This is a genomic window from Schumannella luteola (assembly GCF_013408685.1).
Classification (GTDB): domain Bacteria; phylum Actinomycetota; class Actinomycetes; order Actinomycetales; family Microbacteriaceae; genus Schumannella; species Schumannella luteola.
Genome location: NZ_JACBZY010000001.1, coordinates 3,260,594 through 3,286,407, shown reverse-complemented (window position 1 = coordinate 3,286,407; position 25,814 = coordinate 3,260,594). Strand labels below are relative to the sequence as shown.

Below are 25,814 nucleotides of genomic sequence, written 5' to 3'. Positions count from 1 at the left end.
GGGCGCGGGCCCGCCCGCGCCTCTCCTCCCCAGCGTCGACGGCCGTCGCCTGATCCACAGATCGGGCGGCGGCCGTCTGCCGTATCCGGGCGATGCCTAGCGTCGGAGCATGAGCTCGGCCCTGACCCCGCGCCCGCGCAGCGCCCGCGTGCGGCTCGGGATCGGGGCCGGGCTCGTGCTGCTCCTCATCGCGGGTGGTGTCGCCGCCGCGGCCGCCGCGCTGACGCCGGGTGGGGCGACGACCGTGCTCGCGCCCGCGTCGGCGTCGGCGTCGCCGTCGACGGGGTCGTCGACGGGATCGGGCTCCCGGGCGGGAGCATCCGGGTCCGGACGAGCCGACGACGACGGCGCAGCAGCATCAAGCTCCGACGGCGGCTCGTCGCGCATCTACATCCACGTCACCGGGCAGGTCGCGCATCCGGGTCTCTTCCGCCTCGCGCCCGGGTCGCGGGTCGTGGATGCGGTCGGCGCCGCCGGGGGACTGACCGCGCAGGCCGATGCGGCCGCGATCAATCTCGCGCGGGCACTCGACGACGGCGAGCAGCTGCACGTGCCCGCGGTGGGAGAGGCGCCCGCGGCGGGTACAGCGGGGTCGGGAGCGGGCGGCGGCTCGTCCAGCGGGGGAGGAGGCGGCGCGTCGGGAGCGGGGACGGGCGGGGCGGGTGGGGTCAAGGTCAACATCAACACTGCCGATCAGACCGCGCTCGAGACGCTGCCTCGGGTCGGCCCGGCGCTCGCCCAGCGCATCCTCGCCTGGCGTCAGCAGAACGGGCGCTTCGCCTCGATCGAAGACCTGCGCGACGTGAGCGGCATCGGAGAGAAGACCTTCGAGCAGCTGCAGCCGCTGGTGACCGTGTGAGCGCCGCGGATGACGGCGGCGCGGCGCGGCGTGACGTCCATCGACCGGGGTTCTCCGCGAGCTCGATGCTCGCCGACGCCGGGCGTGTGCGCGCCGCCGACCTTCGGCTGCCGATCATCGGCGGTGCGGCCTGGGGCGCGGCGATCATCGCGACCGGATTCGGAGCCGGTGGCGCCGTCGTGATCGCGGCGGTGCTCGGGTTCGCCGCGTCGGCGCTGCTGGCAGCGTCGGCGCTGCTCGGGCGGCGCGAGCTCTCGCCCGAGCCGCGGACGGTCGCGGATCGGCGCACGCGCGTTCTCGCGTCGGCATCCTCGACGCTTCATGCGCTCGTCGCCTCCGGCGTCATCGTCGTGATCGCCGTCGCGCTGGGCGCCGGCGCGCTCGCGGCGACGACATCCGCGCTCGCCGATCAGCACCGTCGACCCGCCGAGCTGCAGCGCGTCGCCGCCGCGGAGTCGACCGCGCGTTGGCGTCTCGTCACCACGAGCGCCGTGCGCGAGGGGCGGGCGAGCGTCCATGTCGTCACCGTCGAGCAGCGCGGCGCGACGACGGCACTCGACACCGACGGCGTGCTGTTCGCGCAGGGCCTCGATCCGGTGCCTCTCGGCACGACGCTGCAGGCGACCGCCCGCGCCGCCGCGACCGAGCCCGGCGACGACAGCGCAGTGCTGCTGTTCGCCCGCGGCGATCCGGTCGTCGTGGCGGGGCCGAGCGGCGGCGACGGGGTGCTCGACGCGCTGCGTTCGCGCTTCCGCGAGGCGGCCGCGCGCCTGCCGGGCGACGGCGGACAGCTGCTGCCGGGGCTCGCGATCGGCGACACCGCCGAGCTGGATACGGGGCTCGAGGATGCGATGAAGGTCGCCTCGCTCACCCATCTCACGGCCGTGTCGGGCGCCAACTGCGCCGTCGTGGTCGCGCTCGTCTTCGGCCTGCTCGCATTGCTCGGCGCCCCGCGGCTCGTGCGCGTGATCGGCTCCGGCATCGCCCTGCTCGGATTCGTCGCGCTCGTCACACCCGAGCCGAGTGTCGTGCGCGCGGCCGTGATGGCGGGCATCGTCCTGCTGACACTCGCCCTGGGGCGTCCGGTGCGCGGCCTCCCCGTGCTCGGCGCCGCGGTGCTCGTGCTCGTGATCGCCGACCCCGGTCTCGCGCGCAGCTACGGCTTCGTGCTCTCGGTGCTCGCGACAGCGGGGCTGCTCGTGCTCGCGCCGCCGCTCGCTCGACGGCTGGAGCGCTGGATGCCGCGCTTCCTCGCGCTCGCCGTCGCGGTGCCGCTCGCGGCGCAGCTGCTCTGCCAGCCCGTGCTGATCCTGCTCCAGCCCGTCCTGCCGCTCTACGGTGTGCCCGCGAACCTCCTGACCGAACCGGCGGCGCCGATCGCGACCGTGCTCGGTCTCGTTGCATGTCTCCTGCTCCCGATCGTGCCGCCGCTCGGTGACCTGCTCTGCGCCCTCGCCTGGGTTCCCTCGGCGTGGATCGCGGCGATCGCCCGCTTCTCCGCCGGGCTGCCCGCCGCCAGCGTGCCCTGGCTCGACGGCGCGCTGGGAGCGGTGCTGGTGACGGTCGTCCTCGTGGTCGCGCTGATCGCGGTGCTCGCTCGCCCGGGCGGACGGATGCGCCGCGCCGCCGCGGGGGTGCTCGTCATCGCCTGCGCCGCGACCGTGGCCGGCATCGGCGGCGCCGCGGTCGCGGGGCGAGTCGGCCGCCCGGCCGACTGGAGTGTCGCGCTCTGCGACGTCGGGCAGGGCGATGCCACCCTGCTGCGCAGCGACGACGAGATCGCGCTCGTCGACACCGGCCCGGACCCCGAGCTGCTCGCCGACTGCCTGGCCGATCTCGGCGTCGACCGGCTCGCCCTCGTCGTGCTCACGCACTACGACCTCGATCACGTCGGCGGCGGCGACGCGGTGGTCGGCCGCGCCGACCGGGTTCTGGTCGGCCCCTCCGACGGCGCCGACGCCGACCGGCTGGATGCGCGGCTCGCAGACGCGGGAGCGCGCGTCGACCAGGTCTCGCGCGGCGAGCACGGACGCCTCGGCGATCTCGCGTGGGAGGTGCTCTGGCCTCCGCTTCGAGGAGTCGAGCCCGGCAACTCCGCGAGCGTGACGCTCTCGGTGCGACCCGCCGACGGCGCGGCGGGGCTGAGCGTGCTGCTGCTCGGCGACCTCGGGCAGACGGCGCAGGCGCGGATGCGCGGGCTGGCGCATCCGGGCCGCTACGACGTCGTCAAGGTCGCGCACCACGGCTCCGCCGATCAGGACCCCGAGCTGTACCGTCGCATCCGCGCGCGGGCAGGACTCATCGGCGTCGGCGAGAACGACTACGGTCACCCCACGGCGAAGCTGCTCGGCGTCCTCGCCGAGGTCGGAACAGCTGCGCTCCGCAGCGACCGCAACGGGCTCGTGCTGCTCGCCGGCACGGGCGACGAGCTCCGCGTCTGGACCGAGCGCGATGACCCGGGTCCCTCGGCCTCGCCGTTGACCGCGACCCCGACGTCACTGGCTCCGGCGATTCCATCCGCCCCGCCGAGCGCCGTCAGGCGCGGGGCGGACGGGCGACGAGCACGCGGCCCGAACCCGACAGCCGGGCGCGCCCGAAAGCGGCCGGCACGAGAGTCGTGGAGCCCGCCGGAAGAGGAACGGGATCGGCAGCGCCGCCCGTGGCTGCGGCGACCACGTCATCGTCGCTCGGCGAGGGCACGAGGCGCAGCTCGCCCTCCGCCGCGATCACGATCGCGAAGCCGGCATCCAGCTCGTCGCCGTCGCCGAGGCGGTGCAGCCGGAAGTACTCGTCGGCGGCCGGTGCGAGGCTCGACGCGGCGGCGTGATCACGGCGCACCAGTCGCGCCAGCTGCTCGGGACCGTCGGCCTCGGTGCGCACCACGGCGAGGGCGAGATCGAAGCCGAGGTCGAGGTGGCCGTCGGCGACGCCGTCGAGCTCGAAGCCGCTCCACTCGAGCAGGATCGACAGGTCTTCGGGCTCCTGCACCTCGGCGAGCAGCACGCCCTCGCCGATCGCGTGCAGCGTGCCCGGCGGCACGTACACCGTGTCGTGCGGCTGCACCTCGATCGCATTGAGCAGCGCCAGCAGCTCCTCCGTGCGCTGCGCGTCGACCAGTTCACGCAGGCGGGCGGGCTCGACCGCCTCGCGAAGCCCGAGATACACGACCCCGGGAGAGAGGATGTACCAGGCCTCGGCCTTGCCGTGCGCCGCGCCGAGGTGCGCGGCCGCGAAGGCGCCCGAGGGGTGCGCGTGCACCGGCAGGCGCTGTCCCGCGTCGAGCAGCTTGACCAGCAGCTTCGGGTCGGCGCCCCAGCGCCGCACGTGCTCGGCGCCGAGCCAGCCGAGCGGGTCGGCGGTGATCGCGTCGGCGAGCAGCGTTCCGTCGTACAGGCGCGTCTGCCCGACGGGTGCGGCACCTCGCACCGGGGTGACGGATCCGATCCAGTCCTCCGGCGTGTACCGCTCGGCGCTCGCCGCGCCGCGGAAGGCCGCGATGCGATCGCCGCCGCGGTAGAAACGGGCCCGAGGCTGGTTCGCGGGCAGTCGGATCGGATCGGCGGAGTGCGGGAGCGTCATCGTCGTCGCTTTCCTCGGCGCGGGTGGCCCGCGCGGCTCGGTTCGGTGGATTCGCGGATCGGTGGATGCGCAGATCAGTGGACGCGCGGCTCAGTGGATGCGCGGCAGCGTGCCGATCTCGTCGCCGGGGACGAGTACACGCACGCCGGCCTTCTCCAGGGCGGCCGCGAGATCCGCCGGGGGAGCGGCGTCGGTCACCAGGAAGTCGGCCCGACGCAGCTCGGCGACCTGCGCGAACAGCGTGCGGTCGAACTTCGAGGAGTCGGCGAGGATGACGACGCGCGTCGCTCGCGAGATCATCTCGCCCATCATCGCCGCCTCGGCGAGGTTGCTGGTCGAGAAGCCGGCGTCGGCCGAGACCGCGCCGACGGAGACGACGGCGACGTCGCAGCGCAGGTCCAGCTCGGCGCTTCCGGCGCCGAGCTGGAACGACACCGGACCGACCGTCGCCTGGCCGCGCAGTCGCACGGCCCCGCCGAAGAGGTACAGGTCGCGGCAGGCCCGGTCGCTGATCTCGGCCGGGATGCGCAGATTGTTGGTGGCGATCGTCAGCTCACGGTGATCGCCGAGGTGCCGCGCGAGGGCGAGCGTGGTCGTGCCGGCGTTGATCATCACGACCGAGCCGTTCTCGATGAGGGTCGCGGCGAGTGCGCCGATCTTCTCCTTCGCCGAGGTCTGCAGCTGCAGCCGGATGTCGAGCTTCTGCTCGACCGCGCGCATCGCGGTGGGGCTGACGGCGCCGCCGTGCGTGCGCACGACCAGGCCGTCGGCATCCAGCTGGTCGAGGTCGCGGCGGATCGTGTCGGCCGAGACGTTGAATCGCGCCGAGAGCGCGGCGACGGTGACCTGCTCGACCTCGGCGACGTAGGCGGCGAGCTGAGCCTTGCGACCGGCGGGCAGCCGCGGCTGGTCGTCACCCGCGGCGTCGGGAGTGGTGGATGTCACGGGGCCTGTCTAGCAGACATCTGCGGTTTTGCCACGGATATCTGCGGTCGGATGCGGCTTTGTTCGCGAATTCGTGCCATTGACGCGCCGACTTCCTCGAGCTACTGTTCCCAAACGCGCAGAAAAGCGCAGACACCAGCACCAAAACGCAAGGCTTCATCCGCTTCACCTGCATCACCCGCACATCCCACATCGCAGTGTTGATTTCCGAACGGAGAATCATGAGCAACGTCGCTCGCTTCCGTCGAGTCGTGGCCACCGGCATCGCCGCCGTCGCCGCCGTCTCGATGATCGCCGGGTGCTCGTCGGGCGCCCCCGCCGACAGCAACGGCAAGGTCACGATCGAACTGGCCCAGTGGTGGGAGCCCGAGCTCCCCAAGGGCGAGTTCCAGGCCCTGATCGACGAGTTCGAGAAGGAGAACCCGAACATCACGGTCAAGCTGCTCTCCGGCCCCTACGCCAGCACCAAAGAGCAGCTCTTCGCCGGATCCGCCGCCGGCACGATGTCCGACGTGGTCGGCCTCGACGGCGCCTGGGTCAGCGATTTCGCCAAGCAGGGCTCGCTCGCCGACCTCACCCAGCTCTTCACAGACAACAAGTACGACGACAGCAAGCTCGCCAGCCAGGTGAAGCTCGACGGCTCGACCTACATGATCCCGGTCGTCAACTTCGTCTACCCGATGTTCAGCAACGACGACCTGCTCGCCCAGGCCGGCGTCACCGCCCCGCCGACGAACCGCACCGAGTTCGCCGAGGCCGCGAAGAAGGTCTCCGCCCTCGGCGGCGACACCTCCGGCTGGGTGCTGCCGCTCTCGAGCGAGGCGCCCAACGGCATCCAGAACGACGTCATGTCGTGGGTCTGGGCCTCGGGCGGCAGCATGCTCAAGAAGGGCAAGCCCGACCTGACGAACAAGGACGTCACGAGCGCCGTCGAGTACATCAAGGGCATGTGGGACGACGGCTCGATCGCCCCGGGCTCCTTCACGCAGAAGGAGCAGGACAAGGTCGAGGAGTTCACCAACGGCCGCGTCGGCCTGATGATCGACTCGCTCGCGCACATCAACCTGATCCGCGAGAACAACCCGAACCTCAAGTTCAGCATCTCGGCCCTGCCGTCGGTCGACGGCTACGAGGGCGAGCGGGGCATCCCCTACGCCTCGTGGGGCATCGGCGTGAGCGAGAGCTCGAAGCACAAGACCGAGGCCTTCAAGCTCGTCGAGTTCCTCATGAGCAAGAAGATCAACTCGCAGCTCTCGACCATGGCCAAGGCCTTCCCCGGCAACACGGAGTCGGAGCCCGACTTCTCGGATGCCGACCCGCTGTTCAAGGAGGCCTTCGACATCTACAAGGCCGGCAAGCCCGCGAACGAGTTCGTCGGACTCCCCGTGTCGGAGGACCTGATGCGCCAGTTCGACGAGCAGTTCCAGAAGACGCTGTCGGGTGATCAGAGCGTCAAGGCCGGTCTCGAGGCCGCGCAGAAGAGCTGGTCGGCCGAGTTCTAGCCGCTCGTCCCCTCCTCTCACCCGGTCGCGCCGTGGCGGCGCCTGCCTCTGCGGCACCCCGCCACGGCGCGACCCCACCCTCGTCCGAAAGGTCGCACCACCCATGACCTCCGCACCTCCGGTCGCCGCCGCGGCCTCCGAGCGCCCGACGCCCGCCGAGGTCGGCGGCAGCCGCGCCCGTCGCGCCGGCTCCGGCCTCGGCCCGCGCTCGCCGCGCCGCCGCGGCCGCAGCTCGAACGGCCTCCGCCGCCTCGAGCCCTACGCCTTCATCTCGCCCACGGCGATCCTCATGATCGTGCTCATGCTCGTCCCCATCGGGATGGTCATCGGCTACTCGTTCATGAACAACGTCATCACGAACCACAACCCGAAGTTCGTCGGCCTCGACAACTACGTGGACGTCCTGACCGACGAGCGCTTCCACACCGCGCTCGGCAACACGCTGATCTTCACGCTCACGAGCGTCGCCGCCCACCTCGTGCTCGGCCTCGTCTTCGCGATGCTGCTCAACACCCCGCTGCTCGGCAACGCGTCGAAGGCCGTCTTCCGGGTCATCTACTTCCTGCCGTGGCTGTTCACGGTCGCGATCGTCGCCGTGCTGTGGCGTCTGCTGCTCAACCCCAACGGCGTCATCAACTACGTGCTCGTCTCGCTCGGCCTGACCGATAAGGGCGTCGAGTTCCTCGCCGACCCGTCGCTCGCGCTCGCCGCGGTCACCTTCATCAACATCTGGGCCGGCTACCCCTTCTTCATGGTGAGCCTGCTCGCCGGTCTGCAGGGCATCCCGCGCGACCTCTACGAGGCCGCGACGGTCGACGGCGCCAGCCGCTGGCAGCAGTTCTGGAACGTCACGATCCCGCAGCTGCGCCCGATCATCATCAGCATGTGCCTGCTCGACCTCATCTGGACGTCGCAGCAGTTCGCCCTGATCTGGATGACGACGGGCGGCGGGCCGATCAACGTCACCGAGATGCTGAGCACCTTCACCTACAAGCTCGCGTTCAGCCGCTACGAGTTCTCGATGGCCTCGACGAGCGCCGTGATCGTGCTCGTGCTGTCGATGATCCTGGCCGTCTTCTACGTGCGTCACCAGCGAGCGAGGGACTGACACATGACCACGACCGCGCCCCGCGCCTCCACCGCATCCGCGACCGCCGCCGCGACCGCCAAGGCGAAGCCTCGCCGTCGCAAGGCCGACAGCTACGCCACGACCGAACTCGCCGGCTCGCCCGTGCGCCGCCGCATCGAGAAGGTCGGCGTCATCATCGCCCTCTGCCTCGGCGCCGTCTTCGCCGGCTTCCCCGTGCTGTGGATGCTGTCGAGCTCGTTCAAGTCGAACCCGGAGATCTTCGCCTCGCCGCCGTCGTTCATCACGAAGGGCTTCAGCCTCGACGCCTACGTGACGATCCTCACCGACCCCGAGAAGGTGCGCTTCTTCATCAACAGCTACGCGGTGTCGCTGGCGGTGACGATCGCGACGCTCATCGTGGCGATCCTCGCGGCCTACGCCTTCAGCCGCTACGAGTTCCCGTTCAAGAAGCCGCTCAACGTGGTGATCGTCAGCGTGCAGGCGGTGCCGCCGATCACGCTGCTCATCCCGTACTTCGGGCTCATGGTCACGCTCGGGCTCTACAACACCTACGCGGGCCTCATCCTCACCTACATGGTGTTCACGCTGCCCTACGCGATCATCATGATGACGGGCTACTTCAACACCCTGCCCAAGGAGCTCGACGAGGCCGCGAAGGTCGACGGCTCCTCCAGCTTCGGCGCCCTCTGGCGCATCCTCGTGCCGATCTCGATCCCGGGCATCGTCTCGGTCGGCATCTACACCTTCATGATCGCGTGGAACGAGTACCTCTTCGCGCTCACCCTCACTCGCACCAACGACATGCGCACGGTGCCGATCGGCATCCAGCTGCTCATGGGCCAGCACTCCTACGAGTGGAACGAGATGATGGCGATGAGCATCCTGGGGTCGATCCCCGTGCTCCTGCTGTTCCTCTTCTTCCAGCGCTTCTTCATCGGCGGGCTCACCGCCGGATCCGTCAAGAGCTGACCCCGCGCCCGACCCTCCGTGCGCGCGGCCCTCGCGCGTGCGGTCCACCCACCTGCACCCAGGAACCCAAGGAACACAAGGAGAATCGTGCCTCTCATCACCGGCAAGGAACTGCTCGCGGTCGCCAACGACAACGACTTCGCCGTCCCCGCCTTCAACATCAGCGACTGGGCCATGTTCACCGGGATCATGGACGTGAGCGAGGAGAAGAACGCTCCCGTCATCATCGCCATCCACCCCGACGAGGTCGCCCACGTCACGACCGACCTCATCGCCGCCATCCGTCAGCGCGCGCACCGCTCGAGTGTGCCGGTCGTCATCCACTGGGATCACGGCGGCACCTACGACCAGATGCTCACCGCGATCCAGGCCGGCTTCACCTCGGTCATGATCGACGCGTCGATGCTGCCCTTCGACGAGAACGTCGCCATCACGAAGAAGGTCGTCGAGGCGGCGCACGCGGTCGGCGTCTCGGTCGAGGGCGAGCTCGGCACGATCGGCGCGAACGACAGCTACGGCGAGGCCGGCGCGGCCGAGATCATCTACACGGATCCGGCGGACGCGGTGCGCTTCGTGCAGGAGACCGGCGTCGACAGCCTCGCCGTCGCCATCGGCACCTCGCACGGCCTCTACCCGGCCGAGAAGAGCCCCGAGCTCAAGCTCGACCTGCTCAAGGAGCTCAAGGCGGCGGTCGGCATCCCGCTCGTGCTGCACGGCGGATCGGCGAACCCGGATGACGAGATCGGCAAGTCGGTCAAGCTCGGCGTCAACAAGATCAACATCTCGAGCGACATCAAGGTCTCGTACCACAACGCGATCCGCGGCATCCTCGGCACCGACGAGAAGCTGCGCGAGCCGAACACGATCCAGCCGCCGGCGATCGAGGCCATGAAGGCCACGGCCGCGCACAAGATCGACCTGTTCGACGCGGCCGGCAAGGCTGCGCTGTACTGATCGCGTGCTGATCCGGTGGGCGCCCCCGTCGCCACCGCGGCGACGCCCACCTCATCCACTCGGGCGGGGTCGGTGCTCTCGAAGCACCGGTCCCGCCTGACCCTTCCCGCCCCGTCCCGCTGTCTCCGAGGATCCCCATGACCCACCCGCTCGTGCTCGGCCTCGGCGGCACCGTCGACTACGAGATCGTCTGGGATGCCGGGGTGCTCGAGCGGCTCGCCCGCGAGCACGCGGTCACCGGCGAGGAGATCGCGGCCGAGCTGCGCGCGCGCCGCCCGATCCGCACCGAGCGCGACCTGCTCGTGTCGGTGCTGGCCTTCCTCGGCAGCGGCGCCGGCGGGGAGCGCTTCGTCGAGAGCTCGGCCGCGGTGCTCGACTTCGCCGCGCACTTCGAGACGGTCGTCACGCTGGGCGGCACCGGGGTGCGTGCCGGGCTCGCGATGGCGGGCCTCGGCATCCCGTCGACCCAGCACCTCGTGAGCATCGACGACAACGTGCGTCGCCTGCTGCCGCCCGAGATCGACTGGATCTGCAGTGCCGAGCACGACAGCCTCGACCCGCACCTGATCGTGCAGTTCCCGGCCGGAGCGCGCGTGCGCGTCGGCGACGCCGATGGCGACGCCGAGATCGTGGCACAGCATCCGAACCGGCTCATCTACTCGAACGACCCGCCGAATCGCGAGCTGCGGCTGAGCCGCGACCTCGGCGACGCGCTGCGCGGCGCCTCCCTGTTCCTCGTCTCGGGCTTCAACTCGATGCAGGACGAGGGTGAGCTGGATGCGCGGCTCGACGAGCTCGTCGTCGCCCTCGATCGGCTGCCCGCGGAGGCGCTCGTGCTCTACGAGGACGCCGGCTTCCACGTGCCGGCCATGAGCTCCCGCGTGCGCTCGAGGCTCGCGGGGCGCGCCGCCGTGCACGGCATGAACGAAGACGAGCTGCAGGACTACCTCGGCCGCCCGATCGACCTGCTCGACGCGGCGAAGGTCGCGCTGGCACTCGACGATGTGCGCTCGGCGGTCGTCGCACCGGTCGTGCTGGTGCACACGAAGTACTGGGCCGCCGCGGTCGGCCCCGAGGCGTCCCGCTTCGCGGACGCGCTCGACGGCGGCGTCACGATGGCCGCGACCCGCTTCCGCCTCGGTGACGGCATCACGCCCGAGCGGTACGCGGCGACGCAGCAGCTCGAGCGGCACGCGCGAGGAGCCGAGTTCGCGCGCGCCTTCGCCGCCCTCCCGCCGTCGCGTGCGGGGGAGGAGCGGGTCGCCGTGCCCGCCTTCCATCTCGCGGTCGAGAACCCGACCACGATCGGCCTCGGCGACACCTTCGTCGGCGGCGTGATCGCGGCGCTCGCGCGCTGAGCGTCGCCGTTCGCGCGCATCCCGCATCGGTCGTCGCACCTAGACTCGGGACGAACGAACGGAGGTGCGGATGCCGGCCAGGCCCGCCGCGCGCAGCGCGAAGACCGCCATCCCGCAGCTGAGCTGGGATGCGGTGCGCCCCGCCCCCGTCGTGCTCATCTCGGGGCCCGAGAACGTGCTCGCCGACCGCGCCCTGCGCCTGCTGCGCGATGTGCTGCGCGCCGAGGATCCGAGCCTCGAGGTCAGCGACATCGACGCCGGCACCTACGCGCCGGGGGAGCTGCTCACCCTCGCGAGCCCCTCGCTCTTCGGAGAGCCGCGCCTCATCCGCGTCGCCAACGTCGAGAAGTGCAGCGACGCCTTCCTCGACGAGGCGCTGGCCTACCTCACCGCGCCCGCCGACGAGACCTACCTCGTGCTGCGGCATGCGAGCGGAACCCGCGGCAAGAAGCTGCTCGACACGATCCGCGGCGGGGCCTCCGGCGGCATCGAGGTCGTCTGCGCCGCGCTCAAGCGCGACTCCGATCGCGTCGACTTCGTCACGGCCGAGTTCCGGTCGGCGAAGCGCAAGATCTCCTCGGGGGCCATCCGCGCGCTCGTCGGCGCCTTCACCGACGACCTCGGCGAACTCGCTGCCGCGTGCCAGCAGCTCATCTCCGACACGAGCGACGACATCGACGAGAAGACCGTCGCCAAGTACTACGGCGGGCGCGTCGAGACCACGGCCTTCGCCGTCGCGGACGCGGCGATCGATGGCCGCCATGGCGAGGCGCTGCGCCTGCTGCGCCACGCGCTCGCCTCCGGCGCCGACCCGGTGCCCATGGTCGCGGCCTTCGCGATGAAGCTGCGCTCGATGGCGCGCGTCTCCGGCGTGCGCGGCTCGTCGGGCGAGCTGGCCGGAAAGCTCGGCATGGCGCCCTGGCAGGTCGACCGCGCCCGCCGCGACGTCTCCGCCTGGAGCGACGAGGGTCTCGGCCGCGCGATCCGGATGCTCGCCGAGACCGACGCGATGGTCAAGGGCGGCGGGCGCGACCCCGTCTACTCGCTCGAGCGGATGATCGCGGTCGTCGCGGCGCGCGGGGAATCGCGAGTCTGAAGTGCAGCGGGTCGGAGGATCGCGCCCCTCCGTCCCGAGAACGACGAAGGCCCCGTCCGATCGGACGGGGCCTTCGTGCAGATCTGAATCAGATCAGGCGCTGAGAACTCAGGCGGTGCCGATTCAGAGCGCGGCGACCTGCGACGCGATGGCCGACTTGCGGTTCGCGGCCTGGTTCTTGTGGATGACGCCCTTGGAGACGGCCTTGTCGAGACGCTTGGTCGCGACGAGCAGAGCGGCGGTGGCCTTCTCCTTGTCGCCGGCCGCGATGGCCTCACGGGTGCTGCGGACGGCGGTCTTGAGCTGGCTCTTGACGGCCTTGTTGCGCTCCTGCGCCTTCTTGTTGGTGCCGATGCGCTTGATCTGCGACTTGATGTTCGCCATGCGTGTGTTCTTTCCTTGACGGGATCGTGTGTTCGGTCACGGCGTCCGAGAACGCCTCGCCGCCGGGGCGGCTGCCGGCGCCGCGGTAGAGGGACGCGCACCGGCGAGTCGCGTGGTGGGAACCACACGCAAAACCAAGGGTCTACGTTACCAGGCGCACGGCCCGTGTTCCACCCGCGTTCCGGTCGCGTCGCGCTCGCCCGCGACACCCGGCCGTGAAGGCCGTGCGTCGCCGCCGACGCCCGCCCCTCGCATCCGGCACCGCTGGGCTAGCGTGGTCGGGTGCCCTCGCTCGCGCCCCACATCCCCGCGGTTCCGGGCTCGGGCATCCGCCGCATCTACGAGATCGCGGCCGAGCTGGATGACGTCGTCTCGCTCGGCGTCGGCGAGCCGGACGTGCCGATCGCCCCGCACATCCGCGAGGCCGCGATCGCCGCGTGGGAGCGCGACGAGACCGACTACAACCCGAATGGCGGCCTGCTCGAGCTGCGCCGCGCGATCGTCGGCAAGCTCGCCGAGCGCAACGGGATGCCGGTCGACACCGAGCAGGTGTGGGTCACGATCGGCGCCACGCAGGCCCTCTACCTGGCGATGCAGCTGACGCTCGCGCCGGGCGACGAGGTGCTCGTGCCCGACCCCGGCTACACGACCTTCACGATGGGCGCGCGGATGCTCGGCGCCGTTCCGGTGCCTTACTCCCTCACGCCCGAGCGCGGCTTCCTGCCGTCGATCGAGGAGATCGAGGCGGGGATCACGCCGCAGACGCGCGTGCTCATCGTCAACTCGCCGTCGAATCCGCTCGGCCGCGTCTTCCCCGCCGAGACGCTGCGCGAGCTGCTCGACCTGGCCCGTCGCCACGACCTCTGGATCCTCAGCGACGAGGTCTACGAGGCCTTCACGTGGAGCGGCCCGCACGTCAGCATCGCGGCACTGGCAGCCGAGACCGGCGACGCGCATCGCGTGCTCAGCGCCTTCAGCTTCTCGAAGACCTACGCCATGACCGGCATCCGCGTCGGCTATCTCGTGACGCCGCCGGGGCTGTCGGCCACGTTGCGCACGCTGCAGGAGGCGACGATCAGCTGCGTCGCCCCGCCGGCGCAGCGCGCCGCGATCGCCGCGATCCGGGGCGATCAGCAGCACGTCGCCGATGCGGCCGCGCACTACCGCCGCAACCTCGATGCGGCGACGGCCGCGCTCGACGCCCGCGGCATCCGCTACCTCGCGCCGGGCGGAGCCTTCTACCTGTGGGTGGATGTCAGCTACGCCAGCGACGGCGATGTCGCCGGCTGGGCCGAGCGCTTCCTGCTGCGCGACCGGGTCGCCGTGGCCCCGGGCAGCGCCTTCGGACGCAGCGGCGAGGGCTGGATCCGGCTCTGTCTGGCCGCGACCGAGGCCGACCTGCTGACCGGGATCGAGCGCCTGCCGGCGCCGGGCGAGAGCCCGCGAGAGGAGACCACGTGAGCGACGCCGAGCGTCCTGAGCAGAACCCCGACGGCGTGCCGGACGACCGGGATCTGCCGGCCGAGCACGCACCGTCGAGTGAGCACGAGCTGCTCGGCGGCCACGAGCTGCCGAGCGAGTACGCGTCGTCGGTCGAGCACGCCGAGGAGACGGCGATCGAGACGACGCAGGTGCCCCGCCTCGCCGAGCCGCAGTTCACGGCCCCGCTGCCTCCGCTGGCGCCTGCGACGCCGTCGCCCGGTGCCGCGGCGTCCGCGCAGCCCACCGAGGTGCTGCCGGGCGGATCGCAGCCCGCCCCGCTGCCCAGCGCATCCACCGCGCCGTCGAGCGGGCGCACCGTGGTCATCGCGGGCGCGAGCGGGTTCATGGGCCGGCGCTTCGCCGAGCTGCTGCGCGCCGAGGGCGACCGCGTCATCACGATCGGCCGCTCGGGCTCCGACGTGACCTGGGGCGACACCGAGAACATCGTGCGCGCCGTCGATGGCAGCGCCCTGGTGCTCAACCTCGCCGGCAAGAGCGTCAACTGCCGCTACAACGAGCAGAACAAGGCCGAGATCTTCCGTTCGCGGCTCGCGACCACCGAGGAGATCGGCGTCGCGATCGGCCGTGCCTCCACGCCGCCGCCGGTGTGGATGAACGCCTCGACCGCGACGATCTACCGGCACGCCGACGATCGCCCGATGACCGAGGCGGAGGGCGAGATCGGCACCGGCTTCTCGGTGGATGTCGCGACCAGCTGGGAGCAGACCTTCTTCGCCGCCGCCCGCCCCGGCGTGCGCCAGATCGCCCTGCGCACGGCGATCACCCTCGGCGACGGCTCGGCCCTGCAGCCGCTCGTGCGACTCGCGCGCCTCGGGCTCGGCGGCCCGAACATCGGCGGAAAGACCCCCGGCGGCGATCAGCGCTTCAGCTGGGTTCACCTCGACGACGCGTACCGTGCGATCCGCTTCCTCGAGCACAGCCACCTCGACGGGCCGGTGAACGTGAGCTCGCCGTTCCCGTCGACGAACCGCGAGTTCATGGCGGTGCTGCGGCGCGTGCTGGGCGTGCCCTTCGGCATGCCTCTCTACGGGTGGATGCTCGAGCTGGGCTCGCGGGTGATCCGCACCGAGACGGAGCTGGTGCTCAAGAGCCGCTGGGTGCTGCCGGAGCGGCTGCTCGAGGCCGGTTTCACCTTCGAATACCCGCACCTCGGGCCGGCGCTGCGGCAGATCCTGGGCAAGCCGGCCGCCTGAGCCGGGCCGGCGCGGTCCGGTTCGCCGGACCGCCTCGCTCCGGTCAGTCCCGCGCGGTCGGGGCGGCCGTCGTGACGCCGAGCTCGCGGCCGACCGCGGCGACCCCGGCGTCGAGGCGGGCGAGCAGCTCGAGCCGCGAGCGCGTCCACGCGCTGTCGGCCTCGAGCGGGTTCTCGCGCACGACGAGGCGCAGCAGCCCGGTCACCGTCTCGGGTTCGTCGACGGCCGGGGAGCCCATCCCGGACGTCGAGTCACCGACGGCTCCGCCATCGCCCTCGCGCTGTCCGGGGGAGCGGCGGCCGCCACGGGAGGCATCGAGTCCTGCCGTCAGTTCGGTGAGCCGCTCGGTCAGCTCGTCGAGCGCCTCTCCCGTTCGCCGACGATCCGCGCCGGTCGGGGGATCGGCGGGGGCCGTCTGCGCGGCGAGGCGTCCGACCGTGATGGCCACCGCATCCACCAGCAGCCGCAGGCGTCCGTCGCGGCGATCGCCGCGCCCCGAGGCGAAGCGGGGAACCGGCCCGAGCACGGCTTCGACGCGGAACAGCTTCTGGTCGACGGCGCGCGCCGCCGCGCGCAGGTCGCCGCCGCCCGAGCGCAGGGCTGTGGCGAACTCGCCGACCTCGGCGAAGAGCTCGCGCACCGCACGCCGCACGAGCGACGTCGTGCCGAGCGGCAGCACCACCGCGCTCACCCCGACCGCGATGAGCGCGCCGAGACCGTTCTCGGCGAGCCGCAGCGGGATCGTCTCGGGCGTCAGCTGCTGCGTCGCCGCGTAGAGCTGGCAGAGCAGCACGACGAGCGTGATGACCCAGCCCGGGTAGGCGCTCGAGATGAAGTAGACGCCGAGGCCCAGACAGACGAGCACGATCGCGACGGTCCACGCCGGGTGCGCGGCGGCCGTCAGAGCGGCGAGGGGGATGCCGATCAGACCGCCGACGGCGGTTCCCCAGATGCGGCTCCAGGTCTTGCGCAGCCGTTCGCGGGTGGTCGTCGTGCCGGCGAGCACCACCGCGACGCCGATCACGGCCCAGTAGAAGCGGGTGCCGCCGATGAGCAGCCCGAGGGGCTCGGCGATCGCGACCGCGATGAGTCCCTGCACGGCGGTGCGGCCGGCCGACGTCAGCCGCAGTCGCCGCCAGAAGCCGCGCGAGGTGGCATCGGCGATGACCGTGTCGGTCAGCTCGCCGGGGCCGGAGATGCGGCCGTTGATGACGCTGACGGCCGACTCGAAGGGGATGGAGGTGCCGTCGGGATCGAGGTCGCGCCGGGTCGCCGCCCACTCGTCGACGGCACGGGCGAGGTTGCGCAGCGCGAGCTCGAGGCGGCGCAGCTCGCGGCGGGCGCTGTCGCCGGCGGCCAGCGCGACGCCGCTCTCACGCAGTGCCGCCACGCGCTCCGCGGCGCGGCCTGCCGCCGGCCCGCTGCCGGCGCCCTCGAGTGCCGCCGCGACCCGGCCGCGCAGCACCCGGTCGTCGGGCAGGCGGCCCGCCGCATCCGCGATCGTCTCCGCCGCGAGCTCGACGTCGAACAGCGCGCGGTGCAACGCATGAGCGAGGGCGCCGCGCACGCCGGGCCCGCCTTCCGAGATGAGCCCGTCGGCGAGCAGCGAGGCGACCTGCAGCCGGTCGATACGGCGTCGCAGCACGACCGCGCGGCGGTCGCGGCTGGCCTCGCCCGCGAGCAGCAGATCGATCGTGCCGGCGACGACCTGGTCGATCAGGATGCCGACCGCGCGTCGTGTGCGCTGAAGCGATCGCGGCGCATCCGGCCGGAAGAAGACGAGCCGCAGCACGATCGTCACCGCGAGCGAGGCGGCGAAGATCGCGACGAGTTCGAGGAAGTCGGTCTGCGGCAGAGGCAGCAGCAGCCCGCTGATGAAGGCGGCGAAGGCCCCGACGCCCGCGTCACCGAGCCAGCCGCCGCGGCCCTGCGCGAGCAGCTGAACCGCGAGCAGCACGACCACCAGGATCAGCTCGACCACGCGGTAGGGGTGCAGTTCGAGGCTGAGGAACAGCGCCACCGAGAAGGGCACGATCATCAGCGCGGTGCGGCCGGCCTCCCGCCGTGCACTCGAGTCGGAGACGACGAGGCAGCTGAGGAACGCGGGCAGCGCCCCGAGCATGACGCCGATGACGGGCGGCAGCCCGAGGGCCATGCCGAGCAGCCAGCCGACGAGCATCCCGGCTCCCGAGCAGACGAGCGCGCGGATGCCGCCGAGGGTGCGCGTGAGCCCGATGTCGCGGGTGACGAGCGCGTCGGCCGCGCGGACGAGCGGGGAGCGGGTGCGGATGCGCGAGGTCTCGCTCGGCGGCATCTGCGAAGCCATGCGGCGCGCGCCCGTCCTCTCGTCGTGGTGGATGCCCAGCCTAGCGAGGCGGAGCGGCGCTCCGGTTCGTCGCCGGTCGAGGGGGAGCGGAAAAGCAGAACGGGCCGACCGCGCGAGGCGGCCGACCTGTTCGGGGCTGACTCAGCTCAGTCGTTGGCGATCGCGGCGACGCGGCGACGCACCAGCACCATCGTCAGACCGGCGAGCACGAGCACGCCCGCGGTCAGCAGGCCCATGTTCGCCTCGACGCCGGTCTCGGCCAGGGCGGCCGGACGCGCGGTCGCGGCGACCTGCACGGCCGCGGTCGCGATCTGCTGGCCGTTGACCAGCGCGACGAGCGTGTGCGAGCCGGCGGGAGCCGCGGCCGGGATGGTCGTGACGAAGCTCAGCACGCCGTTCTGGTCGGCGGTGGCGCTGCCGAGGGCGATCGGGTCGGAGTGCAGCTCGAAGGCGACGACGGTGCCGGGGCGGAAGCCCGAGCCCTCGACGGTCAGCTTGCTGCCCGAGGTGAGGGTGCCGGTGGTCTTGAGCACGAGCTTCTCGGTGCCGGTCGGCACGTAAGCCGGGGTCTCCGGGTCGGTCGGCGTTCCGGGGTTCGTGCCGGCGTCGGCGACGATCTCGAATTCGGCCGACTTCACGACACCCGAGGTGGCGCCGGTCGCGGTGACGGTGTGCTTGGCCGGCTGCTGCAGCGGGCCCTCGCCCCAGACGCGCGGGAAGACCGCGCCGTCCTCGTCAGCCGTGTAGGTGGGAGCCGCGACATCGTCGCCGTCGACGGCCAGGATGACCGTCTCGCCGGGGATGTAGCCGCTGAATGCGAACGAGACGCCGCCCTGGGTCTCGTCGCCCTGGAAGTCGGTCTGCGAGATCGGCGTGGGCTCGGCGATCGCGACGCCCTCCGGGGTGAAGCGCGTGGTGAGGCCGTTCCAGGTGATCGAGGCGACCGTGTTCGGGCCGGTCGAGCGGTTGAGGAACACGCCGGTCGCGAGGATCTCGGCGTCGGGGCCGATCGCCTCGAGCAGCTCGTTCAGCGAGTACGCGCCGTCCTTGACGTGCGTGGCGTCGATGTTCTGGCTGGTCGTCCAGCCGCCAGCAGCGTCGGGCGCAGGCAGCGAGGCGGTGGTCTGGTCGGCGAAGGCGGTCGGACGCAGGGTGGTGAAGCCCTTGTCGTTCTCGCTCTGCGGGCGCGCGAACAGCGAGATCTGGAAGGCCGCGGCGCCCTGCGGGACCACGACACGGGCGTTCGTCACGAGGTTGGCGATGTCGGAGCCGGACCCGGTGTTCGCGCCGTTGAGCAGCTGGTAGTCGCCCGTGACGGTCAGTCCCGAGGCGGTGTCCTCGACGCTGTCGGTGGTCTTGCCCGAGCCGAGCTTGCCGGCGAACCAGGCCTTCGCGTAGGGCGAGGTCTCGACGCCGATGTCGGCCTTGTGCTTGTAGACCTCGGACGAGGGGGCGGCGGCGGTGGCCGGCAGCGCGGCGGCGACGAGAGCGCCGGCGATGGCGATCCCGGTCGAGGCCGCGAGGATGCGGGTGAGCTTCACGTGGGTTCCGTTCGGTCGGGTCTGAGTGAGCAGTCCTCGTCAAGGACACTCGTTGCACAAGCTAATGAGCCGACGGGTGTCGCGCAGCCCTTTCTGAGGATTTGACACCCGAAAGGGGGCCGACTCGAGCGGAGGAGCCGTCGCCGGCTCAGGGGCACCCCTGACGGAAGGTCTCGGCGGCGTCGAAGCGCGGTGGAGAAGGCCGACGGCGGGCGGCGCCGGGCCGCGCAGCCGCGGTGTCCGCGCTCACGCCCGCGGGATGCGAGAATCGTGCGGATATGTCCCCGCGCGCCCTCACCCCACTCGAGCCCGCCTCGACCGATCCGGCGCGCATCCGCAACTTCTGCATCATCGCGCACATCGATCACGGCAAGTCGACCCTCGCCGACCGCATGCTCGGCATCACCGGCATCGTCGCCGACCGCGACATGCGGGCCCAGTACCTCGACCGCATGGACATCGAGCGCGAGCGCGGCATCACGATCAAGAGCCAGGCCGTGCGCATGCCGTGGCAGGTCGACGGCGAGACCTTCGCCCTCAACATGATCGACACCCCCGGCCACGTCGACTTCAGCTATGAGGTCTCGCGCTCGCTCGCCGCGTGCGAGGGCGCGATCCTGCTGGTGGATGCGGCGCAGGGCATCGAGGCGCAGACCCTCGCGAACCTCTACCTGGCCCTCGAGAACGACCTCGAGATCATCCCGGTGCTCAACAAGATCGACCTGCCGGCGGCCGACCCGGAGAAGTACGCCCGCGAGATCGCCCAGCTGATCGGCGGCGACCCCGACGACGTGCTGCGCGTCTCGGGCAAGACCGGCATGGGCGTCGAAGATCTCCTCGACCGCGTCGTGCAGCGCGTTCCCGCCCCGGTCGGCGACGCATCCGCTCCCGCCCGCGCGATGATCTTCGACTCCGTCTACGACAGCTACCGCGGCGTCGTCACCTACGTGCGCATGGTCGACGGCAAGCTCGACCCGCGCGAGCGCATCCAGATGATGTCGACCAAGGCGACCCACGAGATCCTCGAGATCGGCGTCAGCTCGCCCGAGCCGAAGCCCACCAAGGGCCTCGGCGTCGGCGAGGTGGGCTACCTCATCACCGGCGTGAAGGACGTGCGCCAGTCGAAGGTCGGCGACACCGTCACCAACTCGGCGAAGCCGGCGAGCGACGCGCTGCCGGGCTACACCGATCCGCTGCCGATGGTGTTCTCGGGCATCTACCCGATCGACGGCTCCGACTACCCGGTCCTGCGCGAGGCGCTCGACAAGCTGAAGCTGTCGGATGCGGCCCTGCAGTACGAGCCCGAGACCTCGGTCGCGCTCGGATTCGGCTTCCGCTGCGGCTTCCTGGGCCTGCTGCACCTCGAGATCATCACCGAGCGCCTGCGTCGCGAGTTCGACCTCGACCTCATCACGACGGCGCCCAGCGTGCCGTACGAGGTCACCACCGAGGATCGCAAGACGGTCACGGTCACGAACCCGAGCGAGTACCCGACGGGCGCGAAGATCCACGAGGTGCTCGAGCCCATCGTGTCGGCCTCGATCCTCGCGCCGAAGGACTACGTCGGCGCGATCATGGAGCTCTGCCAGAGCCGCCGCGGCACGATGAAGTCGATGGACTACCTCGGCGAAGACCGCGTCGAGCTGAAGTACACGCTGCCGCTCGGCGAGATCGTCTTCGACTTCTTCGACCAGCTCAAGTCGAAGACGCAGGGCTACGCCTCGCTCGACTACGAGCCCGCCGGCGAGGCGCCCGGCGACCTGGTCAAGGTCGACATCCTGTTGCAGGGCGAGGCCGTGGACGCGTTCAGCGCCATCGTGCACAAGGACAAGGCCTACGCCTACGGCACGATGATGGCGCAGCGCCTGCGCGAGCTCATCCCGCGCCAGCAGTTCGAGGTGCCCATCCAGGCCGCGATCGGCGCCCGCATCATCGCCCGCGAGTCGATCCGCGCGATGCGCAAAGACGTTCTCGCCAAGTGCTACGGCGGCGACATCACCCGCAAGCGCAAGCTGCTCGAGAAGCAGAAGGAGGGCAAGAAGCGCATGAAGATGGTCGGTCGCGTCGAGGTCCCCCAGGAGGCGTTCATCGCCGCGCTCTCGGGTGACGTCGAGTCGAAGGACAAGAAGAAGTAGCTCTCTTCCCGCCGCGCCGCCGCGCGGAGTAGCGTGCCTCGCATGAGCGGCGGCGAGGGGGTCGGGGCGACGGATGCGGCACCCGCCGCGCGGCTGCGGGCGCTCGCGCTCGCGATGCCCGGCGCCGAGGAGAGTGTGCGCTTCGGCCATCTGGTCTGGAAGCCGCGCTCGGGCGGGAGCGGCTTCGTCTGGATCCGGCCGTTCACGAAGGCCGATGTGAAGCGCGAGGGGCCGCCGCCGCCCGGAACGATCGTGGCGTTCCGCGTCGCCGACGAGGACGCCAAGCGCGAGCTGCTCGCCGCCGACGACGCCGTGTTCACCATCCAGCATTTCGAGGGCTTCCCCGCCGTGCTGGCGGTGCTCGAGACGCTCGACGACGACCGGCTCGGCGAGCTCGTGATCGAGGCGTGGCTCGCGACCGCGCCGCAGGCCGAGGTGCGGGCGTGGCTCGACGCACACCCGGAGCTCGACGGCGATGCGCACTGACGCCCGGCGCTGAGCGCAGCGCAGCTCGCCGTCGAGACCCGATCGGTCCACCCATCCGACACCTGATGATTCGACCCTCGACCGCGGGGCAGGCGCGGCGCTACAGTTCGAGCAACCGCTGACCCCGGTGCTGGGCGGATGATACGGGCAGCGGGTCTGGGGAGGGGCCCGATGACGGACGCGAACGACCGAGCAGACCCGACCGCGCCGCAGGGCGCCACGAGCGCGGGCTCGGCGGCCGATCCGCTCGCCGGAGTCGCAGCCGGAGCCGCGAGGTCCGCGCCCGGCGAGGCTCGACTGCCGCTCGGCACCCGCCGCGGGCGCACCCGCCGCGGCGTCAGCATCCAGTCGAAGCTGCTCATCATGCTGCTGCTCACGAGTCTGCTCTCGACGATCGTCGTCGGAGCAATCGGCTACGCCAGCGCGACCGGCGCGCTGAAGAAGGCCGCGCTCGACCAGCTCGTCGGCATCCGCGGGGCGCGGGCCGCCGAGATCACCCGCACGATGGAGAACATCCGCACGACAGCGGTCCTCGCCTCGGGCAACGACAGCGCGGTCGCCGCGTCGGAGGCCTTCAACGCGGGCTTCGCCGAGCTGCAGCAGCAGACGGCGAGCGACGCCGAGACGTCAGCGGTCAGCGACTTCTACGCCGACACCTTCGTGCCGGCTTTGGAGAAGAGCGCGGGCGAGCAGTTCAGCGACACCGCCTTCGCGCCCACCGATCCGGCCGGCGTCTACCTGCAGTCGAAGTACACGGCCCCGCTCGCCCTCGACTACGACAAGGCGCTCGCGACGTCGGATGCGGGTGACGGCAGCGCCTGGTCCGCGGCCAACGCCGAGTACAACTCCTTCTTCGCGAGCCTCGTCGACCGCATCGGCTTCGAGGATGCGCTGCTGCTCGACACCGACGGCGACGTCGTCTACTCGGCCTACCTGGGTGCCGATCTCGGAACGAATGTGCGCACCGGGCCCTACCGCGACTCCGCCCTCGCGAAGGCCTACGACGCGGTGCTCGCGACCAACAGCGTCGATGCGACCCGCTTCACCGACTTCGAGCGCTACGTTCCGTCGCTGAACAGCCCGACCGCCTGGGCGCTCTCGCCGATCGGCGACCGCGACGGCCGGGTGACGGGCGTGCTCGCCCTGCAGATCCCGGTCGAGACGATCAACGACGTCATGACCGGCGACGAGGGATGGGCGAAGCAGGGACTCGGTGAGACCGGCGAGGTGTACCTGGCCGGTGACGACCGCACGATGCGCTCCAACTCGCGCGAGCTGATCCAGCGCCCGAAGGACTACGCGAAGGACGCGATCGCGGGCGGCACGCCGTCCGCGACCGCGAAGCAGGTCGTGGCGGCGAAGAGCACGATCCTGCTGCAGCCGCTGCGCAACGCCTCCGTCACGAGCGCGCTGCAGGGGAGGACCGGCACGAACGAGGCGCCGAGCTACGTGGGCGGGCAGTCGCTCGCGGCCTATGCGCCGCTGCAGATCGAGGGGCTCAACTGGGTCATCGTGGCGCGCATCACGACCGCCGAGGCCTACTCCTCGGCGGCGGAGTTCACCCGCAACCTCGTGCTCTCGACGGCGGCGATCGCGCTGCTGGTGAGCCTGCTCTCGCTGCTGCTGGCGCAGATCTTCCTGCGCCCGCTGCGGCGACTGCAGACGGCGGTGCAGCGGGTGAGCGCCGGCGAGCTGGGCGTGCAGGTCGACACCGGATCCCGCGACGAGGTCGCGGATCTCGGGGTCGCCTTCAACGACATGAGCCGCAGCCTCGAGATCAAGGCCGAGCTGCTGGATGCCGAGCGGGCCGAATACGACCGCCTGCTGCACACGGTCATGCCCGAGACGGTGGCGAAGCGCTACCGGCAGGGCGACGAGACCATCGCCGAAGACCACCAGGACGTGTCGGTGATCTTCGCCGACATCGTCGGCTTCGACGACTTCAGTCGCGGAATGCAGTCGGCCGAGAGCCTGGCGCTGCTCAACGACATCGTGCGCGGTTTCGACGAGGCGGCCGCCCGGCTCGGGGTCGAGCGGGTGCGCACGACGCGACTCGAGGGCTACCTCGCGAGCTGCGGGCTCATCGTGCCGCGCGTCGACAACGCGCGCCGCGTGGTCGAGTTCGCGATCGAGATGCAGAACGTGCTCGACCGGCTCGGCGCGCAGCACGGCGCGACGCTGACCCTGCGGGCCGGCGTCGACTCCGGCACGGTCACGAGCGGCCTGATCGGCCGCTCCAGCGTCGTCTACGACATGTGGGGCGATGCGGTCAGCCTCGCCCACCGGGTGCAGGATGCGGCCGAGGGGCCGGGTATCTTCGTCACCCAGCGCGTCGCCGACCAGCTGCCTGACACCATCCCGCTCACCGAGTCGGCGGGCTTCGGCGACGAGCGGGTGTTCAAGGTGGATCGCGCCGCGGCCGACCGGGAGGCCCGCCGTGGTTGACCTCATCGGGCAGCCCTGGTTCTGGCCGTCGCTCGCGGTCGTCGTCGGGCTGCCGATCCTGCTGCTCGTGCTGACCGAGCTGCACTCGGTCATCGCGCGGCGTCACCCGCAGGCGGCGAAGGTGGTGCGCCTGGTGCGCAACTTCCTCGTGCCGCTGGCGGCCCTGCTCATCCTCATCAGCCAGGTGCAGCTCGGCGAGAAGGACCTGACCTGGACGCGCGTCGCCGCCACCTTCTTCGGCTTCGCGCTGCTGCTGGTCGTGCTCAACGGCGTCAACGTCGCGCTGTTCACGCGGGCGCGCCCGGAGAGCTGGCGGGCGCGGATGCCGTCGATCTTCATCGACATCTTCCGTCTCGTGCTCATCCTCGTCGGCCTCGGCGTGCTCTTCGCCTGGGTCTGGGGCGCGGATGTCGGCGGCCTGTTCACGGCGCTCGGCGTCAGCACGGTCGTCATCGGCCTCGCCCTGCAGAACGCCGTCGGCCCGGTCGTCTCCGGTCTGTTCCTGCTGTTCGAGCAGCCGTTCCGGCTGGGGGACTGGCTCGACACGGGCGGCGTGCGCGGCCGCGTCGTCGAGGTCAACTGGCGGGCCGTGCACATCGACACCGGCAACGGCATCCACATCGTGCCCAACGGCACGCTCGCCGGGGCCTCGTTCGACAACCTCAGCAAGGCGCCGGGCGCCTTCGTCGTCTCGATCACGCTGCCGTTCTCGACCGACGACCCGCCGCACGAGGTCCTCGATCTGCTGCGTCGCGTCGCCGACGACCTGCCGGTGCTCGCCGCCGACCACAGGCCGAGCGCGTACCCGCTCGGCGGGGCGAAGTACGGGGTCGACATCCCCGTCGCCTCGCCCGCGATCGAGGCCGAGGCGACCGCGCAGTTCCACACCGTGCTCTGGTACGCCGCGCGCCGGGCGAACCTGCACCTCGACAACGACCTGACCGACGACTACAACACCCCCGAGCGCCGACTCGCCCTCTTCAAGTCGGTGGCCTCGAGCCTGCGCCTCACCCAGGACGAGGCCGAGGCCTTCGCCGACCGGGTGCTGCTGCAGCGCTTCGGCGCGGGCGAGAAGCTGCAGCACGCCGGCGACCCCTCGCCGGCGCTGCGGGTCATCGCGGTCGGCACGGTCGCGCTGACCTCGCCGGTCGACGGAGGCGGGGACATCCCGCTCGGGCGCCTCACACGGGGCGAGATGATCGGCATCGGCGCCCTGACGAACGAGATCAACCCCTCCGACGCGACCGCGGTCGACGACGTCACCGTGCTGTCGCTTCCGATCGCCGAGCTCGAGCAGCTCGTGCGCCGACGCCCGCAGCTCGCCCGCGATCTCGGCACGATCTTCGACCAGCGCAAGGCGAGCGCCCGCGTCGCGATCGACGACTCCGCCGCGCGACAGGGCCGGGCGCTCACGCAGCTCGGCGACGTCACGCGCTGACCGGTCCGCTC

At 71.5% G+C, this 25,814-nt stretch carries 18 protein-coding genes and 1 pseudogene; 14 read left to right on the top strand and 5 right to left on the bottom strand.

What is annotated here, in order from left to right; genetic code table 11:
* Positions 1 to 109 precede the first annotated feature (109 nt).
* On the top strand, positions 110 to 859 hold the full coding sequence (locus tag BJ979_RS14970) for a helix-hairpin-helix domain-containing protein (protein WP_179569111.1): 750 nt from the start codon (positions 110 to 112) through the stop codon (positions 857 to 859).
* 65 nt (positions 860 to 924) lie between these two features.
* Positions 925 to 2,979, top strand: a pseudogene (locus BJ979_RS18205) (ComEC/Rec2 family competence protein); the annotation flags it as partial.
* 415 nt (positions 2,980 to 3,394) lie between these two features.
* Here the strand turns inward: BJ979_RS18205 and BJ979_RS14960 are convergent.
* Together BJ979_RS14960 and BJ979_RS14955 are read right to left on the bottom strand one after the other, a co-directional pair.
* Positions 3,395 to 4,438: a class I mannose-6-phosphate isomerase gene (locus BJ979_RS14960; protein WP_179569109.1), complete on the bottom strand. Its 1,044-nt coding sequence runs from the start codon at positions 4,436 to 4,438 to the stop codon at positions 3,395 to 3,397.
* Between the two features lie 90 nt (positions 4,439 to 4,528).
* Positions 4,529 to 5,383, bottom strand: coding sequence for a DeoR/GlpR family DNA-binding transcription regulator (locus BJ979_RS14955; protein ID WP_179569107.1), 855 nt, complete (start codon positions 5,381 to 5,383; stop codon positions 4,529 to 4,531).
* A gap of 221 nt (positions 5,384 to 5,604) precedes the next feature.
* Between BJ979_RS14955 and BJ979_RS14950 the strand changes: the two genes are divergently transcribed.
* The 6 genes from BJ979_RS14950 (at position 5,605) to holA (ending at position 12,352) form a co-directional block, all read left to right on the top strand.
* A complete protein-coding gene (locus BJ979_RS14950; RefSeq protein ID WP_179569105.1) occupies positions 5,605 to 6,885 on the top strand; it encodes an ABC transporter substrate-binding protein in 1,281 nt (426 codons plus the stop codon).
* A 103-nt stretch (positions 6,886 to 6,988) separates the two neighbouring features.
* A complete protein-coding gene (locus BJ979_RS14945) occupies positions 6,989 to 7,993 on the top strand; it encodes a carbohydrate ABC transporter permease (protein ID WP_179569103.1) in 1,005 nt (334 codons plus the stop codon).
* Positions 7,994 to 7,996: 3 nt separating this feature from the next.
* Positions 7,997 to 8,944: a carbohydrate ABC transporter permease gene (locus BJ979_RS14940; RefSeq protein ID WP_179569101.1), complete on the top strand. Its 948-nt coding sequence runs from the start codon at positions 7,997 to 7,999 to the stop codon at positions 8,942 to 8,944.
* Positions 8,945 to 9,031: 87 nt separating this feature from the next.
* Entirely contained in the window at positions 9,032 to 9,898 is an 867-nt protein-coding gene (locus BJ979_RS14935) for a ketose-bisphosphate aldolase (protein WP_141164119.1), read from the top strand.
* Positions 9,899 to 10,035: 137 nt separating this feature from the next.
* Complete coding sequence (locus BJ979_RS14930) at positions 10,036 to 11,256, top strand: ADP-dependent glucokinase/phosphofructokinase (protein ID WP_179569099.1); 1,221 nt, start codon at positions 10,036 to 10,038, stop codon at positions 11,254 to 11,256.
* A 70-nt stretch (positions 11,257 to 11,326) separates the two neighbouring features.
* Positions 11,327 to 12,352: a DNA polymerase III subunit delta gene (gene holA / locus BJ979_RS14925; protein ID WP_179569097.1), complete on the top strand. Its 1,026-nt coding sequence runs from the start codon at positions 11,327 to 11,329 to the stop codon at positions 12,350 to 12,352.
* Positions 12,353 to 12,475: 123 nt separating this feature from the next.
* Here holA and rpsT read toward each other — a convergent pair whose 3' ends face one another.
* Positions 12,476 to 12,736, bottom strand: coding sequence for a 30S ribosomal protein S20 (gene rpsT, locus BJ979_RS14920; protein WP_141146089.1), 261 nt, complete (start codon positions 12,734 to 12,736; stop codon positions 12,476 to 12,478).
* A 282-nt stretch (positions 12,737 to 13,018) separates the two neighbouring features.
* Here rpsT and BJ979_RS14915 point away from each other — a divergent pair, with 282 nt between their 5' ends.
* Both BJ979_RS14915 and BJ979_RS14910 read left to right on the top strand, forming a co-directional pair.
* Complete coding sequence (locus BJ979_RS14915; RefSeq protein ID WP_179569095.1) at positions 13,019 to 14,197, top strand: pyridoxal phosphate-dependent aminotransferase; 1,179 nt, start codon at positions 13,019 to 13,021, stop codon at positions 14,195 to 14,197.
* A complete protein-coding gene (locus BJ979_RS14910; protein ID WP_343046725.1) occupies positions 14,194 to 15,432 on the top strand; it encodes a TIGR01777 family oxidoreductase in 1,239 nt (412 codons plus the stop codon). Before BJ979_RS14915 ends, BJ979_RS14910 begins: the two co-directional genes overlap by 4 nt.
* A gap of 43 nt (positions 15,433 to 15,475) precedes the next feature.
* Here BJ979_RS14910 and BJ979_RS14905 read toward each other — a convergent pair whose 3' ends face one another.
* Both BJ979_RS14905 and BJ979_RS14900 read right to left on the bottom strand, forming a co-directional pair.
* Positions 15,476 to 17,758: an FUSC family protein gene (locus BJ979_RS14905; RefSeq protein ID WP_179569093.1), complete on the bottom strand. Its 2,283-nt coding sequence runs from the start codon at positions 17,756 to 17,758 to the stop codon at positions 15,476 to 15,478.
* 146 nt (positions 17,759 to 17,904) lie between these two features.
* The gene (locus tag BJ979_RS14900; RefSeq protein ID WP_179569091.1) at positions 17,905 to 19,299 is read right to left on the bottom strand and encodes an LPXTG cell wall anchor domain-containing protein; all 1,395 of its coding nucleotides are present in this window, start codon (positions 19,297 to 19,299) and stop codon (positions 17,905 to 17,907) included.
* A gap of 278 nt (positions 19,300 to 19,577) precedes the next feature.
* Between BJ979_RS14900 and lepA the strand changes: the two genes are divergently transcribed.
* The 4 genes from lepA (at position 19,578) to BJ979_RS14880 (ending at position 25,803) form a co-directional block, all read left to right on the top strand.
* Positions 19,578 to 21,434 carry a translation elongation factor 4 gene (gene lepA / locus BJ979_RS14895; protein ID WP_179569089.1) on the top strand — a complete coding sequence of 619 codons (1,857 nt, stop codon included), beginning with the start codon at positions 19,578 to 19,580 and terminating at the stop codon, positions 21,432 to 21,434.
* Positions 21,435 to 21,476: 42 nt separating this feature from the next.
* On the top strand, positions 21,477 to 21,920 hold the full coding sequence (locus BJ979_RS14890) for an MmcQ/YjbR family DNA-binding protein (RefSeq protein ID WP_218853505.1): 444 nt from the start codon (positions 21,477 to 21,479) through the stop codon (positions 21,918 to 21,920).
* 171 nt (positions 21,921 to 22,091) lie between these two features.
* A complete protein-coding gene (locus tag BJ979_RS14885) occupies positions 22,092 to 24,365 on the top strand; it encodes an adenylate/guanylate cyclase domain-containing protein (protein WP_179569087.1) in 2,274 nt (757 codons plus the stop codon).
* On the top strand, positions 24,358 to 25,803 hold the full coding sequence (locus tag BJ979_RS14880) for a mechanosensitive ion channel domain-containing protein (protein ID WP_179569085.1): 1,446 nt from the start codon (positions 24,358 to 24,360) through the stop codon (positions 25,801 to 25,803). Before BJ979_RS14885 ends, BJ979_RS14880 begins: the two co-directional genes overlap by 8 nt.
* Positions 25,804 to 25,814 lie beyond the last annotated feature (11 nt).